Origin of the sequence: Natronobacterium texcoconense (assembly GCF_900104065.1) — an archaeon.
In the GTDB taxonomy this organism is placed as follows: domain Archaea; phylum Halobacteriota; class Halobacteria; order Halobacteriales; family Natrialbaceae; genus Natronobacterium; species Natronobacterium texcoconense.
This window is the reverse complement of sequence record NZ_FNLC01000003.1, coordinates 463,125-477,655: the sequence shown is the minus strand read 5'-3', so window position 1 is coordinate 477,655 and position 14,531 is coordinate 463,125. Positions and strand designations below refer to the sequence as shown.

The window sequence follows — 14,531 nt, the reverse complement described above, 5'->3', positions numbered from 1 at the left end:
GCCTACAGCAGCCCCGTGACGGCCATGTAGAGAAACCAGAAGAACAGAAACCAGAGTAGCGTTCGAAAGAGTAGTTTGCTGTAGAGGTCCTTGATCGGCACCATCGCGTGGAACCGACGCTCGGCCTCGAAGAACGTCTGGAGCGGGCCCTTGTCGTTGCTCATGGATGGGACTACTCGGTGGGAAGACTATGAAGCTACCCAAGCCCAGAGGACGCTAACCGGCCCTGGCGGGTAACCTTCTTACCGTGAGCCGACAGATAGTGGCGTATGAGCACGATCTTCAGCCAGATCGTCGAGGGTGAGATTCCTGCACGCGTCGTGTACGAAGACGAGACCACGCTGGCCTTCCTGGACGCGAACCCGCTCGCGCCCGGACACACGCTGGTCATCCCGAAAGACGAGTACGAACGGCTGAACGACGTCCCCGAGGACGTCGCCGACGACCTCTACGCGACCATCCACCGGATGGTCCCCGCCGTCGAGGAGGCCGTCGACGCCGACGCCTCGACCGTCGCGTTCAACAACGGCGAGGAAGCCGGCCAGGAGGTGCCACACGTCCACTGCCACATCGTCCCCCGATTCGAGGGTGACGGCGGCGGCCCCATCCACGCCGTCGCGGGCGATACGCCCGACCTCGAGGACGACGAACTCGACGATATCGCCGAAGAAATCGAGTCTCGAGCCTGAGAAGACGTTTTTACGTTCCGCAGTCCACGGACAAACGACACAACTAATCAACGTATCGACAGTACTATTTTGCGAGCGCGACAGTCACAGCTATGAGCGGCTCGAGCACAGAGCTGGAACTGGGAGTCGGCATATTCCTGGCGTTTTTTATCGCGGGATACGGCGTGATTACCGGCGAACTGTTGCTCGCGATCGTCGCGCTGACGTTGTTGGTGATCTGCTACGTCCTCGTCGTCATCGCGCGATCGCTGGCCCGAATCGAGGCTGCCGTCACCGAGTGAGAATCGAACTCGAGTCGCCGCCCGTGACTGTTTTGTCACCCCGGTGTGTGAGACGAACTGAAGATGTCCCTCTCGACTCTCGCCGCACGGTTCCGTCGACACCCCATCGCGACGACGCTCGAGGTCGGCAGCGTCTTCGTCTGTCTGGTACTGTTCGCGGCGACGTTCGTGTTGCTCGGCGGGTCACCGCTGATCGCGACGGCGCAACCGACGACCGGAGCGGAGACACCCTGGCTCGTCATCGTCGTCGTCGGGGCAGCGTTCGTCCTGTTCTGGACGGCACTCGTGCCGCTGTACGAGCGGTATCTGTACTGATGCTGGCTGCGATTCGAAGATCGTCACTCTATAGTAGCCACTGCAAGTCAATGCACACCTGATCGCACAGCTGTCGTGCGATCAGGTGTACATAGTTGCAGTTGTTACTATCTTCTTACAGCGAGAGAATCCCGCCGTTCACGGCGGGCGTGAATCGCGTCACTCAACTACGCGAACCACCGCTCGATACTGCAGCCGTCGTCCCCGATTTCCGTTCGCCAGCATCCTACAGGAACGTGCCGATCAACAGGTCTCCGTAGAGGACGGCGATCACGAGACCGACGAAGATCGGGACGAGAAACGGCGTTCCGGGCGATATCCAGACCGTCTCGGTGTCGGAATCGGAAAGGACTTCGAGACCCTCCCGGAGTTCTGCGGGGCTCGTTCCGTACGCCGAGCCGTCGATGTCCGCGAGGAAAATCCGTGCGCCCCAGGGATCGTCGTGATCGCTATCGGCCGCGAGGCCGGCCTGTGGGTCGACCTCGAGCGAGCCGTCGGTCCGAACCTCCGCGTCGACCGCGCCGTCGGTCGGCGGGTTCGGATCGTTCGGTAGCGTCACCGGATCCCGGAACGTCTCGGGATCCTCCCGGAGCTGCTCGAGCGTGAGCCCGCGCCATCGGAGGTACATCCGCAGGGCGTCGAGATCGAGACCGCTGCGGGAGACGCCGTCTCTCGTCTCGAGTAGCTGACCGTGATGGTCGGACACGTCGTCCCACGAGATGGGCCAGCCGACGAACATCACGGGTGTGATCCGCCCCGCAGCCGCGTTTCGGATCGCGAGTGCGATCGGGATCAGGATCGCGACGAGGACGGCGTTGGTCAGGATGGTAAACGAGAACGAGCCGATCGGCGTCGTCGCAACCGGGAGCGTGGCGGAACCGACCACGTACTGCGGGAACGTCGGGAAGAGCAAGGCCAGCACGAGCAGCGCCTTCGCGTCGGCGCCGCCGAAGCCGCCGAACCACCAGAACGTGTACGCGATCGGAACGACCACCCCGAAGCTGATTGCCGCCGGAACGAGGAACTCGGATATCCAGACCTGCTCACCGGCCGCTCGAGCGAGTTGGGCCTCCCACAGGAGCAAGACGCCCCCGAGGAAGGCGAGCGGAATCCAGACGCCGCTCGAGACGCGTCTGGTCTTGATATCTCGGATCGCAACCCAGGCGAAGACGGGAAGAGCGACGAGCCGCAGGAGGTCCGGTCCGGTCGCAGAAACGAACGCGAGTGTCACGTCACCCACTCTCGAGCGAGGTGGTGTTATCCTTTCGGCTCCAGGTCAGCGATCGGAGACGAAACGGCCGGTAGAGCTACCGCTGCAAGGCCGGGCGAGCGGCAAAAAACGGCGGTGAGTGGCAGTTTAAATGACGCGGTTCTGCAGGTAATCGAGGTGTTTCGCGTTGTAGACGATCTTGACCTCGTCGGTTTCGGCGGATCCGATGCAGGTCAGGCGGACGTTCTTGTCCTCGACTTCCTCGTCGCTGAGGATCTGCTGCATGTCCATCTGGATCTCGCCCTCCTTGACGATGGCCGCACAGTTCGCACAGGCGCCTGCACGGCAGGAGAAGGGCCAGTCGTAGCCCTGGGCCTCAGCAGCCTCGAGGATGTACTCGCCCTCGTTGACCTCGAGAACGCCGTAGTCCTCGTCACCGAGGCCGGCGTCTTCGGCCTTCTCGAAGAGGTCGTCGTCGTCCATGTCCCAGCCCTGGTCGTCCAGCACTTCGTAGTTGAGGTATTCTACCGTGGGCATCGTTCGCCGATTCGTGGCCCGCACTGGTATAGCTTGCTGTTCGATTTTAAATCGTTTTTAACACAAAAGCGACCGCTTGGCCGATTCAGACGGCGATAGACGTCAAATGAAGGTGGGTAACCGAGTCTCACGGTTCTGGTTGCCAGGGATTCCGGTCAGAATCCAAATATCGGGACGAACCGGAACGTGAGGAAGGCACCGACGGTCGAGATGATCGGGACGACGTTCTGCATGACGATGACTCGAGCCGTCGTCGACGGGTCGAACAGGTCGGAGGCTCTCGGGATGTCCTCGGGTTCCTCTTCGCCGATTTCGGGTGATTCTTCGCCCTCTTCTTCGGCCGTCAGCGCACCGACAGAGACGCGAGTTTCCTCTTCGCCGCGGGCAGCGTCGGAAAGCGTCGTCGTTCGGGTCGCCCGCCCCCAGCCGAGACCGACGATGCTCATCGTCGCGATAACGACGAAACTGGCCGGGATACCGATCCACGAGAGGACGATGACGATCCCGGAACTGATGACCGCGACGACGATCGCAGCCGTCAACGGGAGGTTCGTGATGTCGTTGCCGAGCGTATCCAGCGTCCGGCGTGCGATCGTGAAACAGCCGATAGCGACGGCTGCCGACCCGATTACGATCAATACCAGCATGTCGGGGTCGACACCGTAGAGCAGATCGCCGTTCGAGGACCCCTCGAGTCCCAGCAGTCCGAACATATCGACGCCAGCACCGTAGATCGGTGCGATGGCGTTTGCGATGTTGCTCGTCCCGGACGAAAACGCCATCAGACAGCCGATCCCGACGACGACGAACGCGCCCGTGACCTCCCGACGGTCGGCGTTCTCGCCGAACTCGAATCGCGGGACGATTCCCGACCACTGGACGGTAATCATCCGTTCACCGTCGCGACTTCCTTCGATTGCGACCCATTCGTTGATCCGCGGATAGAAGTACCGGCCGACGACGCCGGCGACCCAGAAGCCGATGATCGGTGCGACGATCCACCAGACGACGATTTCGCCGAGTACGTCCCAGGCGAGTTCGCCGGTCGCCAGTCCGAGCGCGGCGATTGCCCCGACTGCGGTCATCGACGTCGACGCTGGAACGCCAGCGTAGTTGCCGACGAACAGCGCACCCCCGATGAAAAAGAGGACGGCAACGTTCGACCGAAGCGTGAACACGCCGGTGTCGTGGACGAGGTCGTTACCGAGCGTATCGACGACCTGCGGACCGATCGTAACCGCCCCCAGGAAGAAAAAGATCGACATCAACGCGGCTGCCATCAGCTTCGTGATGACGTTCGCACCGACGGCCGGACCGAACGCTGGCCCGGTCGTCGCGCCACCGATGTTGTAGCCGACGAAAACAGCGACGAGAATCCCTACGATAAGCAGTACTTCAGTCACAGTACGAACTCAAGTGGGCTGATCCTAAAAATGGCGCTGTTCGCTCACAACGGAGGCCTGTCGACCACGTGACAGCGGAGACCGCCAGTTCCCACGGAGACTCGTTCGAAGAGCCACGCTGTGTGGCGAAGAAAACCGTCGACGAATGCAGTCCCCCTTAACAAAGCATTTCAATCGACCACGCCATATGTTCCGATATCATGAGTGTCGTTCTAAATTCCTACAGGCAAAGAGTACAACGTGACGGACCGTCACCGGTGCCGGATCGAACCGCGGCACAGTCGGCAGTCGACCGAACGAACACGACGGGTGACGGCCGACGATGCTGAACCCGGTCCACGTCGACGCGGCCGCCGATCTCGCTTACGGCGCGTTGATTGCGCTTTCGGTCGGACTGATCGCCGTCTTCGAGACGGACGTCGGGCTTGCGTTCGGTATTGGTGTGTTCGCAGCCTACATCGTTCACGTCGTCTGGAAGATGGCGCGATTCGACCCGGACTGGATGACCCGGACGGTCGAGGAGACGGTGGGCGAGACAGTCGAACAGAAAGTCGAGGGCGTACAGGCACAGGTCGAGGAGACGGTCGAGAAAACGGTCGGCGAAACCGTCGACGAAACTGTCGAACAGACGGTCGGCGAAACCGTCGACGAAACGGTTAGCAAAACGGTCGAGGAGACGGTCGGCGAAACTGTCGAACAGACGGTCGAAGAAACGGTCGGCGAAACTGTCAAAGAAACAGTCGACGAAGTAACGGCACAGGTCGAAGAAACCGTCGAGGAAACGGTCGAAAAGCAGGTCGAAGAAGTACAGACGCAAGTCGAAGAAACCGTCGAGGAAACAGTCGGCGAAACCGTCGAAAAACAGGTCGACGAAGTACAGACGCAAGTCGACGCCGTCGACGAACGCGTCGACCGTCGACCTCGAGAGGACGAAGTCGAAGAGATCGTCGAGGAGTCGGCCGAAGGGGAAGAAGAGGCCGACTCGTAGCGACCGATCCCGTCAGATCACTGTACGTCAAACGGCGCAACCCAGGGCGGGTCGTGGTCGCGCTGGCATATCAGTACAGGGAGCCGTTCACCGAACGATCGTCACCGGTACCGACGCGCGTTTCGACACCGTTTCGGCGACGTTACCCACGAGAAAGCGCCGCGCTGCGCGGTCCCAGTCTTCGCCGTGGCTACCGAGAACGACCGCGTCGTAGTCGTCGGCGCGGTCGACGACGTTCCGTGCCGGGTGACCGATCCCGACGACCGTCTCTATTTCGTGGTCCCGTTCCGCGGCGACCTCGCGAGCGCGTTCGAAGACCGGTTCGGCCCTGTCAGCGGCCGCCGTCTCGAGGTCGTCCTCGAGCGAAAGCCCTACCGCGTCGCCCATCATCATCGATGGGACGCCGACGACGTTGAGAACGGTCACGTCGGCGTCGGGGTGGTTCTCGAGGGCGTACTCGAGTGCGTGCTCGGCGTGGTCGGAGTCGTCCATGGGGACGAGAATCCGAGAGAGCATAGCTCGTGGTTCGTCGGCCAGTGACGTAAATCCCGGCTACGATGTCAGTACCCGGAGCGGTCAGGCGACGCCGGGAAAGACGATGAAGAACCCGTACGCCAGGATCGTCGACATCGAAGGGCCGATGATCCACATCGAGACGTACTTGACGATCGCTCGAGGGTTGAACAGATCGTCGCCGCGAAGCACGTCCTCGGACTCCGGTTGGCCGATCTTGGGGGCTGTCTCGTCGACTTTCTCCTGGGAGACGATGGCACCCAGGTCGATCTCGGTGTCGTCCACGTCCTGGGTGACCGCCTGGCGGACCGTGACCGGACGGGTCGCTCGCCCCCAGCCGATGCCGACGATGGTCATCACCGTCGCCATCACGAGGCTGATCGGGATACCGGCCCACGAGAGGATCGTCGTGATCGTCGAGGCGGTTACCATGACGAAAAGCGCCGCGAGCAGCGGGATGTCGCTCAGTTCGCCGCCGACGGACGCCATCGTCCGACGAGCAATAGTGAATCCGCCGAGCCCGATTGCAAGGGTAGCGAGGATGATTGCCGTATCATCCGGCAGTCCCTCGACGCCGCCGACCAGCGGCGCGGCGGCGTTCGGAACGTTGCTCGCACCGGCGCTGAAGGCCATATAGCAGCCGATGACGAAGACGGCGACCGTGGTGCCGAGTTCCTGCCGGGTCGTATTCGGTCCGAGCGCAGGCGTCGGTACTGGTCCCCGGCGCTCGAGTCGAAGCAGCGAGCCGTCGGATTTCTCGATATCGACCCGATGGTTGACCCACGGGTAGATGTAGCGACCGATCAGTACGCCGATCCAGAGGCCGATGATCGGCGTGACGATCCACCAGGAGATGATCTCGGCAATCATCGGGTAGTTCAAGGTATCCGTGGCCAGCCCCAGTCCGGCGATTGCACCGACCGTCGTCATCGAGGTTGGGACGGGGACACCGAAGATGTTGGCGACGAGCATCCCCAGCCCGATGAAAAAGAGGACGGCGACACCGGCCGTCAGCGTGAGATCGGTCGTAATGATTCCCTCGCTGAGCGTATCCATCACCCTCCGGCCGACGGTCCAGCCGCCGAAGAAAACGAAGAACGTCATGACCGCCGCTGCGGTGGTTTTCGAGACGATTCCAGCCCCGACAGAGGGGCCCCACGTGATCCCGGTCGACGAACCGCCGATGTTGAAGCCGACGAAAATCGAGGCGACAATTCCGACCAGCAGCACCGTTTCGACCATCGGCGGATGGTATACCGCCGTTCGTAAATAAGCAAGGGAATCCGAGATACACTCTGTCCGACAGGTCTCCGCCGCCAACCAGCCGCCTCCAGGCCCACGTAACCGCTCTCGAGTCGGTCGAAGTTCGACTGACTCGGCTTACCGGACGACGACGACCGGTACCGGGGACCGCCGGAATACTTTCTCCGCGACGTTACCGACGAATATCCGGTCCGCGATGCTTCCGCCGTGGCTTCCGATGACAACGGTGTCGTAGTCGTCGGCAGTCCTGACGATCGCCCGAACCGGATGCCCGAGTTCGACCGTGGTGTCGAGATCGGCGTCACCGTCGGCGGCGATTTCGCGGGCGCGTTCGAACACCTCTTCCGCGAGTTCGTCGGCAGACTCCTCTATGTCGTCGGCGAGCGCGAGTCCCGTCGCTCCCGCCCACATCGACGACGGTTCGCCGACGACGTGGAGGACAGTGACGTCGGCGTCGGGGAACACCTCGAGTGCGTACTCGAGGGCTCGTTCGCTCATTTCGGAGCCATCCATCGGGACGAGGACGTCGTCGACCATACGCGTCCTCCAACGGCGATCGGAATAAGCACGGGGGCGCGTTCGTCGTCAAATCCCGAAGATCGGCACGAACCGGAACGTCACGTACGCGCCGATCGTTGCGATAGCCGGGACGACGTTCTGCATGAGGACCACGCGTGCCGTCGTCGCCGGGTCGAAGAGATCCGACGCTTTCGGGATCCGCTCGGGTTCTTCCTCCTCGCCGATCGGTGGGAGTTCCTCGCCCTCCCGGTCCTCGGACAGTGCGCCGACCGAAACCGGGGCCGACTCCTCGCCGCGAACCGCTTCGGAGACGGTGATCGGGCGCGTCGCCCGCCCCCAGCCGAGGCCGATGATACACATCGTCGCAATGATCACGAAACTCGCGGGGATGCCGATCGCCGAGAGGAAGATGACCAGCGTGGCGCTGACCGTCGCGGTGACGATCGCCGCCGTCAGCGGCAGTTCCGTGAGTTCGTTCCCCATCGTCTCGAGCGTCCGGCGAGCGATCGTGAACGTGCCGATGCCGACCGCGAGACAGCCGATGATGATCGCGGGGTTCATCTCGAGTTCGCCGCTGCCGACCAGCGGCGCGACTGCGTTCGCGATGTTCGAGGTGCCGGAGCTGTAGGCCATCAGACAGCCGATGGCGATCACCATCACGACGCCACCGGCCTCGCGAACGTTCGTGGTGTCGGTCAGGGTCGGCGTCGGAACGATCCCGGAGCGGTCGACCTCGAAGAGCGGTCCCTCGCTTCGCTGCATCGCGATTCGCCGGTTGAGCCAGGCGTAGAAGTAGCGGCCGATGACCAGTGAGACCCAGAAGCCGATAAAGGGCGAGACGATCCACCAGATCGCGATCTCCCCCATGACCGCCCAGTTGAGTTCGCCAGCGGCGAGAGCGAGCCCCGCGATCGATCCGACGGCCGTCATCGACGTCGACGCGGGGACGCCGAAGACGTTACCGATGAACAGTGCGACGCCGATGAAAAAGAGGACGGCGACGCTCGCCTCGAGCGTGAAGACGCCGGGATCGTGAACGAGGTCCCGGCCGAGCGTGTCGACGACCCGTCGACCGATCGTCCACGCGCCGACGAAGAAGAAGATCGTCATCAACGCGCCGGCCGCGGTCTTCGAGATGGCGTCGGCACCGACGGCCGGCCCGAACGCGGGGCCGGTCGTCGCGCCGCCGATGTTGTACCCGACGAAGATCGCGACGAGGATCCCGATGAGAAGCAGCGTCGAAATCATGCGTAGGTACGAGACGTACGTCGGTGGTTGTGAGGATCGCTTCGCACCATCCGGGACGGTCGAGTCGGTGTCGTTCGACATCCCGCGAGACGTGGATCGACAACAGGGCGTCTTCTGTCGCCTGACCGCGAGTCGACCGGCGACAGTCGAACGCTACCGGTTTCAGCGGTCGGACGCATCTTCCCTCTCATCTGTCACTGTTTCCTCGAGTAGTTCCTCGATTTCGTCCTCTCGCGGACGGCGATCGATCCGCTGATCGACCGTCTCGATCTGTTCCTGGACTGCATCGACCTGTTCGCTGACCGTCTCCTCGACGGTTTCCTCGACCGTCTGTTCGACTGCCTGAGACATCCAGTCCGGATCGAACCGGGCCATCTTCCAGACGACGTGTAACGCGTACGAGATTAGCACGCCCAGCCCGAACGCGAGACCGACGAGCGTTCCGACCGAGACGATCAGGACGACCGAAACGAAAATCAGGACGCCGTAGCCGAGATCGATGATTGCGTCGACGCGACGCGGGTTCATCGCTCGAGGCGTCCCTCCGGCACGATCGCGAATCCGTTTCGGGCTCGATCGATACCCGCACTCATGACGTGGTGCCAGTTCACCGTACCGTGTGAAATTAGTTTGGTACGCTGTAGGTACTGTTTTCTCGCGGTGACCCTTCTCGTCCGGGACAGGTTCGTCACGATGGCGGAGCGATCCTCTCGAGCGAACGTCGTTCAAACGCCCCAGATGACGGCAATTCCGACCACGGTGACGATCGAGAGGATCAACTGGAGCGGCGCGCCGATCCGGAAGTAGTCGGTGAAGCGGTAGCCGCCGGGGCCGTAGACGAACAGGTTCGTCTGGTAGCCGATCGGTCCCAGGAAGGCCGTGCTCGCGGCGAACGTGACTGCCATCACGAACGCGAACGGGTTCGAACCGACTGCCGCGGCCGCGGCCGCCGCGACCGGGATCAGGAGGACGACGCTCGCGTTGTTGCTGATAACTTCTGTAATCAACCCAGTCACGATGTAAAACAGCCACAGGACCACGATCGTCGGCAGAAAGCCCGCCGTCGAGACGACGAGCCACGCGAGGTAGGCCGCCGCACCGCTTTGCTCGAGTGCGATTCCCAGCGGGATTACCCCCGCCAGCAGGAAGATGATGTCCCACTCGACGGCGTCGTACAGTTCGTTCGGCTCGAGGACGCCGGTGACGACCATCGCGACCACGCCGGCCAGCGCCGAGATCAGGATGGGATATATCTCGAGGGCGGCGACGGCGACGACGCCGATCATGATGGCGATCGCGATCGGTGCCTTACTCGCGCGGTAGTCGGGGCGAGGTGGCTCGCGGGCGACGATGACGTCGTTGCGCCTCGAGAGTCGATCCAGGGTGTCCGGCGGTGTCTGGACGAGCAAGGTGTCGCCGACCTCGAGGCGGTGACCGACGATGCGTTCGCCGACGAGTTCCCCGCGGTGGCGCATGCCGAGGACAGCGGCGTTGAACTCCTCGCGGAAACGTTCCGGGTCGAGTCGTTCGCCGACGAGTCGCGAATCGAGCGAGACGACCAGTTCCGTGACGAGTCCGTCCTCCTCGTCGCCTCCGTCCTCGAGTTCCGACGCCGAAGTCGGGCTCCCGACGAGTTCGACGCCCGCGGCGTTCTCGAGGGTGCCGATCGCCTCCCGGTCGGTTCGGACCACGAGGACGTCACCCTCCTCGAGTCGGGTGTTCTGTCGCGGCGCGACCGAGCGGTCGTCGTCTCGAACCACCTGGACGACGTCGACGTCGGGTCCGAGTTGCTCCGTCACCTCACGGACCGTTCCGCCGACGAGTGGAGAGCCGGGAACGACCGCCAGGTCGGCGACGTAGTCGGAGACGTCGTACTCTTCTAAGTAGTCGGCCCGCGCCGGAACCCGTTCGGGGAGCAGGTAGTGGCCGACGAAGATCAGGTAGAGCGCGCCGGTGATGACGACGACGACCCCTAGCTGGGTGAACTCGAACATCGAGAACGCGCCGAGTTCGGGATACTCGTCGCCCAGCCGCGCGCTGATGTCGCTCGCGAGCAGGTTCGTCGAGGTACCGATCAGTGTCAGCATCCCGCCGACCTGGGAGGCGTAGGACAGCGGGATCAACAGCTTCGACGGCGAGGTGTTCCCTCGGTTGGCGACATCGGTGACGACGGGGACGAGCAGGGCGACTACCGGCGTGTTGTTGAGGAAGCCGGAAACGGGGCTGGTCGCGACGACGGTCGCGAACAGCTGTTTTCGGACGCTGTCGCCCGCGTAAGCAGCCATCCGCCGTCCGAGTTCCTGGACGATCCCCGTCCGGCTGATGCCGCCGCTCAAGATCAACATCGCGAGGACGGTGATCGTCGCGTCGTTGGCGAACCCGGAGATGCCAGTGCTGGCATCGATCCCCGTCCACGGCTCCAGGACGACCAGCACGACGATCAGCAGGATCGCCGTCACGTCGATCGGTAACCGCTCGGTGAGGAACAAAACGAGCGCGAACAGGACGACACCCAGCACGACGAGCGCGTCGGCCGTCAGTTCCGGCTGGGTCGCTGTGTCCTGGGCGAGAACCAGGCCCGCCGACATATCACGGGCGACACCGACCAGCGTTGTAAGAATTCTCTACGGGACGTGAACAGTGACGGACCGATGGAGGTCGCGCGGGAACCGTCGCCTTTACTCGAGTGCGGACCACCCACACGAGTATGAACGAAGACGCGAGCGACGTCGGTGACGACGAGTGCGAGGTGATTCCGGCGGTCGACGTCAAAGACGGCGAGGTCGTCCAGCTGGTCCAGGGCGAGCGCGGGACCGAGAAGACCTACGGCGACCCGATCGACGCCGCCCGAAAGTGGGTCGACGCTGGCGCGGAGACGCTGCACCTGATCGATTTAGACGGCGCGTTCGAGGGCGAACGCGAGAACGCCGACGCGATCGACGCGGTCGTCGACGCCGTCGACGTGCCGACGCAACTGGGTGGCGGCATTCGGACCGCCGAGGACGCCGTCGATCTCCTCGAGCGCGGCGTCGACCGCGTCATCCTGGGAACCGCGGCGGTCGAGAATCCCGACATCGTCGCCGAGATCAGCGAGGAACACCCCGACAGCGTCGTCGTCAGCCTCGACGCGAAAGACGGCGAAGTCGTCGTCGAGGGCTGGACCGAAGGTGCGGGGATCGCTCCGGTCGAAGCCGCCGAACGCTACGAAGACCTCGGCGCCGCAGCGATCCTCTTCACGAACGTCGACGTCGAGGGGAAACTCGAGGGCGTCGCGACCGAACCCGTCCAGAACCTGGTCGAGGCGACCGAGATTCCGGTGATCGCCAGCGGCGGCGTCGCGACGCTCGATGACGTCCGGGCGCTCGCCGATACCGGTGCGGCCGCCACCGTCGTCGGTAGTGCATTGTACGAGGGTAACTTCTCGCTCGAGGAGGCTCGAGCCGCAGTCGAAGACTGAGTCGTGACGGGCCGTCGACGGAGACGAACGCCTTCTTAGGGTCGTAGCTCGTAGCCGCGGTCGTGCATACACGAGATCGCGATCGGTTCGTGTTGGCTGCGGTCGTCTTCGCCGTGCTCTTCTCACAGTTGTTGCTCTATCCCGGGATCGCGACGCTCGTCGAGGCGCTGGGAGCTGACGCGACGGCGTCGCCGTTCGCCGAAACGCCGCTCGACGCGAGCATGTGGTTCCTCGTCGCCGAGTTCGCCGCCTACGTCGCCTTCGTCGGCGTCTGGGGGGCTGCCAGTGACGTGACCGGGCGACGGACGCCGTTTATCGTCGCGGGTGCCGTCGCCGGTGCGGTCGGCTACGCCGCGCTCGCGGCCGTCCCCGCGATCGGTTCGATTCCCTTCGAGGGTGTGCTCTTGCTCCGAGTGTTTCAGGGGGCGATGACCATCGGTGCGTTCTCGCTGACGATGACCATGCTGATGGACCTCGGCGGCGGTCACGGGCGGAACATGGGTGCGGCTGGAATCGCAATCGGACTCGGAGCCGCGACGGGTGCGCCGATCGGCGGTCAACTGACGGAGTTCCATCCGCTCGCGCCGCTGGTGGCCGCCACGGTGCTGTTGCTCTGTGTCGGCGTGCTGGTCACCCTGGTCGAGGATCGATCGCCCGAACATCGCCGCAGCGCCCGGGCCCTGCTCGAGGGTGTGCGCCGCCAGCCGACGCTGTCGATCCCCTATGCCTTCGGCTTCGTCGACCGGATGACCGCCGGTTTCTTCGCGCTGGTCGGGACGCTGTACTTCCAGGAGACGTTCGGGCTCGGGGCGGGCACGACCGGTCTGCTGCTCGCGTGTTTCTTCGCTCCGTTCGCACTGCTGCAGTATCCGATGGGGGCGCTGTCCGACCGGATCGGACGAACGATCCCGATCGTCGTCGGATCGATCTGCTACGGGGTCGGTATCCTCGCGGTCGGCTCCGCGCCGACGGTGGCGCTTGCAGCCGCCGCAATGGTCGCAATCGGCGTCCTCGGCGCGCTGGTCTCGCCGACGACGATGGCACTGGTGACCGACATCGCCGACGAAAGCGAACGAGGGATTGCGATGGCCGGATTCAATCTCGCCGGAAGCCTCGGTTTCCTCGGGGGATTTCTGATCGGCGGGACCGTCGCCGGAAGCCACGGCTACGACCTCGCCTTCCTCGTCGTCGGCGGGCTCGAGATTGCTATCGCGGTCGTGACGGTTCCGGCCTTCCTCCGGCTATCGATCGGTACCTCGAGCGAGGGACGACGGCGGGACGCACGCTCGTGATCGTCGTGGTCGCTCGCCATCGGCGACCACACTAGTTGTGAATGTGACAATACCTGTCCAGATACCATTGGTGATTGTTAGTGGTTGATGCCACAGTAGTGGCCTCGTACCCTGACATGCGACCACATACCGATGTGGCGTTCGAGGGGACCAATTTTTATGTGTTCACCCCTAACAACAGGTTGATGACACGAGATAACCCGATTTCGCGCCGAACTGCGCTGAAGATTACCGGTGGGGCAGCTGCAACGGCACTCGTCGCTGGCTGTAACGACAACGGTGACGACAACGGCGGCGACAACGGTGACGACAATGGCGAGGACGGAGTCAATATCGAGCCCGGTACGACCATCGAACTCGACGGTCAGACCGCCGGCTGGGAAGGACTCGCTCCATCGGACATCGACGGCGAGACCAACCCGACGCTCATCCTCCAGGAAGGCGAAGACTACGAAATCGGGTGGCCACAGGGTGACGGTGGCAACCACAACATCGCGATCCGTGACGACGGCGGCGAGGTCGTCGACGATCTCGCAACCGACGAAACGACCGACGACGAGCCCGGCGACGACCAGTTCCTCGAGTTCACGGCCAGCGAAGAGATGGCCGAGTACGTCTGTGAACCCCACGAGAACTCGATGGACGGCGAAATCATCGTCGAATAACCGGTTTTCCGACGTTACGTTCTTTTTCGACTTCAGCCTGCAGCGGCAGTGCTCCGATCGACCGTCGGGAAGGTGCAACCGAGTGCCGAGCCGCTTCGACGCTCGGACCGACTGCATTTTCGTTCGGTCGCTCTCGGCTCGACAGGGCTGG

At 63.4% G+C, this 14,531-nt stretch carries 17 protein-coding genes; 7 read left to right on the top strand and 10 right to left on the bottom strand.

The genetic code is table 11. The annotated features are described in order from the left end of the window. Nucleotides 1-2: 2 nt before the first annotated feature. Nucleotides 3-164 (bottom strand): hypothetical protein, encoded by a 162-nt coding sequence (locus BLR35_RS20795; RefSeq protein WP_170831059.1) that lies wholly within the window; start codon nucleotides 162-164, stop codon nucleotides 3-5. 105 nt (nucleotides 165-269) lie between these two features. Between BLR35_RS20795 and BLR35_RS15970 the strand changes: the two genes are divergently transcribed. From BLR35_RS15970 to BLR35_RS15960, 3 genes are all read left to right on the top strand, one after another. Next, nucleotides 270-689: an HIT family protein gene (locus tag BLR35_RS15970; protein ID WP_090384065.1), complete on the top strand. Its 420-nt coding sequence runs from the start codon at nucleotides 270-272 to the stop codon at nucleotides 687-689. A 92-nt stretch (nucleotides 690-781) separates the two neighbouring features. Beyond that, entirely contained in the window at nucleotides 782-970 is a 189-nt protein-coding gene (locus tag BLR35_RS15965) for a hypothetical protein (RefSeq protein ID WP_090384063.1), read from the top strand. 63 nt (nucleotides 971-1,033) lie between these two features. Further along, nucleotides 1,034-1,285 (top strand): hypothetical protein, encoded by a 252-nt coding sequence (locus BLR35_RS15960; RefSeq protein ID WP_090384060.1) that lies wholly within the window; start codon nucleotides 1,034-1,036, stop codon nucleotides 1,283-1,285. A 226-nt stretch (nucleotides 1,286-1,511) separates the two neighbouring features. Here BLR35_RS15960 and BLR35_RS15955 read toward each other — a convergent pair whose 3' ends face one another. The 3 genes from BLR35_RS15955 to BLR35_RS15945 form a co-directional block, all read right to left on the bottom strand. After that, nucleotides 1,512-2,516, bottom strand: coding sequence for an A24 family peptidase C-terminal domain-containing protein (locus BLR35_RS15955; protein WP_090384200.1), 1,005 nt, complete (start codon nucleotides 2,514-2,516; stop codon nucleotides 1,512-1,514). A gap of 126 nt (nucleotides 2,517-2,642) precedes the next feature. Further along, complete coding sequence (gene fer, locus BLR35_RS15950; protein ID WP_090384197.1) at nucleotides 2,643-3,032, bottom strand: ferredoxin Fer; 390 nt, start codon at nucleotides 3,030-3,032, stop codon at nucleotides 2,643-2,645. Nucleotides 3,033-3,187: 155 nt separating this feature from the next. Next, the gene (locus tag BLR35_RS15945; RefSeq protein ID WP_090384057.1) at nucleotides 3,188-4,435 is read right to left on the bottom strand and encodes an inorganic phosphate transporter; all 1,248 of its coding nucleotides are present in this window, start codon (nucleotides 4,433-4,435) and stop codon (nucleotides 3,188-3,190) included. Nucleotides 4,436-4,757: 322 nt separating this feature from the next. Between BLR35_RS15945 and BLR35_RS15940 the strand changes: the two genes are divergently transcribed. Next, the gene (locus tag BLR35_RS15940) at nucleotides 4,758-5,423 is read left to right on the top strand and encodes a hypothetical protein (RefSeq protein ID WP_090384055.1); all 666 of its coding nucleotides are present in this window, start codon (nucleotides 4,758-4,760) and stop codon (nucleotides 5,421-5,423) included. Between the two features lie 87 nt (nucleotides 5,424-5,510). Here BLR35_RS15940 and BLR35_RS15935 read toward each other — a convergent pair whose 3' ends face one another. From BLR35_RS15935 to BLR35_RS15910, 6 genes are all read right to left on the bottom strand, one after another. After that, entirely contained in the window at nucleotides 5,511-5,939 is a 429-nt protein-coding gene (locus BLR35_RS15935; protein WP_090384053.1) for a universal stress protein, read from the bottom strand. A gap of 60 nt (nucleotides 5,940-5,999) precedes the next feature. Continuing rightward, nucleotides 6,000-7,178 carry an inorganic phosphate transporter gene (locus tag BLR35_RS15930; RefSeq protein WP_090384051.1) on the bottom strand — a complete coding sequence of 393 codons (1,179 nt, stop codon included), beginning with the start codon at nucleotides 7,176-7,178 and terminating at the stop codon, nucleotides 6,000-6,002. Between the two features lie 138 nt (nucleotides 7,179-7,316). Continuing rightward, nucleotides 7,317-7,736 (bottom strand): universal stress protein, encoded by a 420-nt coding sequence (locus tag BLR35_RS15925; RefSeq protein WP_090384049.1) that lies wholly within the window; start codon nucleotides 7,734-7,736, stop codon nucleotides 7,317-7,319. Between the two features lie 48 nt (nucleotides 7,737-7,784). After that, nucleotides 7,785-8,966 carry an inorganic phosphate transporter gene (locus tag BLR35_RS15920; RefSeq protein ID WP_090384194.1) on the bottom strand — a complete coding sequence of 394 codons (1,182 nt, stop codon included), beginning with the start codon at nucleotides 8,964-8,966 and terminating at the stop codon, nucleotides 7,785-7,787. Nucleotides 8,967-9,128: 162 nt separating this feature from the next. After that, nucleotides 9,129-9,494, bottom strand: coding sequence for a hypothetical protein (locus BLR35_RS15915; protein WP_090384046.1), 366 nt, complete (start codon nucleotides 9,492-9,494; stop codon nucleotides 9,129-9,131). A 197-nt stretch (nucleotides 9,495-9,691) separates the two neighbouring features. Next, the gene (locus tag BLR35_RS15910) at nucleotides 9,692-11,554 is read right to left on the bottom strand and encodes an SLC13 family permease (RefSeq protein WP_090384043.1); all 1,863 of its coding nucleotides are present in this window, start codon (nucleotides 11,552-11,554) and stop codon (nucleotides 9,692-9,694) included. Nucleotides 11,555-11,673: 119 nt separating this feature from the next. Between BLR35_RS15910 and hisA the strand changes: the two genes are divergently transcribed. The 3 genes from hisA (at nucleotide 11,674) to BLR35_RS15895 (ending at nucleotide 14,380) form a co-directional block, all read left to right on the top strand. Further along, the gene (hisA, locus tag BLR35_RS15905; protein ID WP_090384041.1) at nucleotides 11,674-12,423 is read left to right on the top strand and encodes a 1-(5-phosphoribosyl)-5-[(5-phosphoribosylamino)methylideneamino]imidazole-4-carboxamide isomerase; all 750 of its coding nucleotides are present in this window, start codon (nucleotides 11,674-11,676) and stop codon (nucleotides 12,421-12,423) included. 62 nt (nucleotides 12,424-12,485) lie between these two features. After that, entirely contained in the window at nucleotides 12,486-13,715 is a 1,230-nt protein-coding gene (locus tag BLR35_RS15900; protein WP_090384038.1) for an MFS transporter, read from the top strand. A gap of 185 nt (nucleotides 13,716-13,900) precedes the next feature. Next, nucleotides 13,901-14,380: a plastocyanin/azurin family copper-binding protein gene (locus BLR35_RS15895; RefSeq protein ID WP_090384036.1), complete on the top strand. Its 480-nt coding sequence runs from the start codon at nucleotides 13,901-13,903 to the stop codon at nucleotides 14,378-14,380. Nucleotides 14,381-14,531: the final 151 nt, after the last annotated feature.

Excerpts from the sequence above, each read along its gene's own strand:
- BLR35_RS20795 (WP_170831059.1), bottom strand. The coding sequence starts at position 164 with ATGAGCAACGACAAGGGCCCGCTCCAGACGTTCTTCGAGGCCGAGCGT.
- BLR35_RS15970 (WP_090384065.1), top strand. The coding sequence starts at position 270 with ATGAGCACGATCTTCAGCCAGATCGTCGAGGGTGAGATTCCTGCACGC.
- BLR35_RS15965 (WP_090384063.1), top strand. The coding sequence starts at position 782 with ATGAGCGGCTCGAGCACAGAGCTGGAACTGGGAGTCGGCATATTCCTG.
- BLR35_RS15960 (WP_090384060.1), top strand. The coding sequence starts at position 1,034 with ATGTCCCTCTCGACTCTCGCCGCACGGTTCCGTCGACACCCCATCGCG.
- fer (WP_090384197.1), bottom strand. The coding sequence starts at position 3,032 with ATGCCCACGGTAGAATACCTCAACTACGAAGTGCTGGACGACCAGGGC.
- BLR35_RS15940 (WP_090384055.1), top strand. The coding sequence starts at position 4,758 with ATGCTGAACCCGGTCCACGTCGACGCGGCCGCCGATCTCGCTTACGGC.
- BLR35_RS15935 (WP_090384053.1), bottom strand. The coding sequence starts at position 5,939 with ATGCTCTCTCGGATTCTCGTCCCCATGGACGACTCCGACCACGCCGAG.
- BLR35_RS15930 (WP_090384051.1), bottom strand. The coding sequence starts at position 7,178 with ATGGTCGAAACGGTGCTGCTGGTCGGAATTGTCGCCTCGATTTTCGTC.
- BLR35_RS15925 (WP_090384049.1), bottom strand. The coding sequence starts at position 7,736 with ATGGTCGACGACGTCCTCGTCCCGATGGATGGCTCCGAAATGAGCGAA.
- BLR35_RS15920 (WP_090384194.1), bottom strand. The coding sequence starts at position 8,966 with ATGATTTCGACGCTGCTTCTCATCGGGATCCTCGTCGCGATCTTCGTC.
- BLR35_RS15915 (WP_090384046.1), bottom strand. The coding sequence starts at position 9,494 with ATGAACCCGCGTCGCGTCGACGCAATCATCGATCTCGGCTACGGCGTC.
- BLR35_RS15910 (WP_090384043.1), bottom strand. The coding sequence starts at position 11,554 with ATGTCGGCGGGCCTGGTTCTCGCCCAGGACACAGCGACCCAGCCGGAA.
- hisA (WP_090384041.1), top strand. The coding sequence starts at position 11,674 with ATGAACGAAGACGCGAGCGACGTCGGTGACGACGAGTGCGAGGTGATT.
- BLR35_RS15895 (WP_090384036.1), top strand. The coding sequence starts at position 13,901 with ATGACACGAGATAACCCGATTTCGCGCCGAACTGCGCTGAAGATTACC.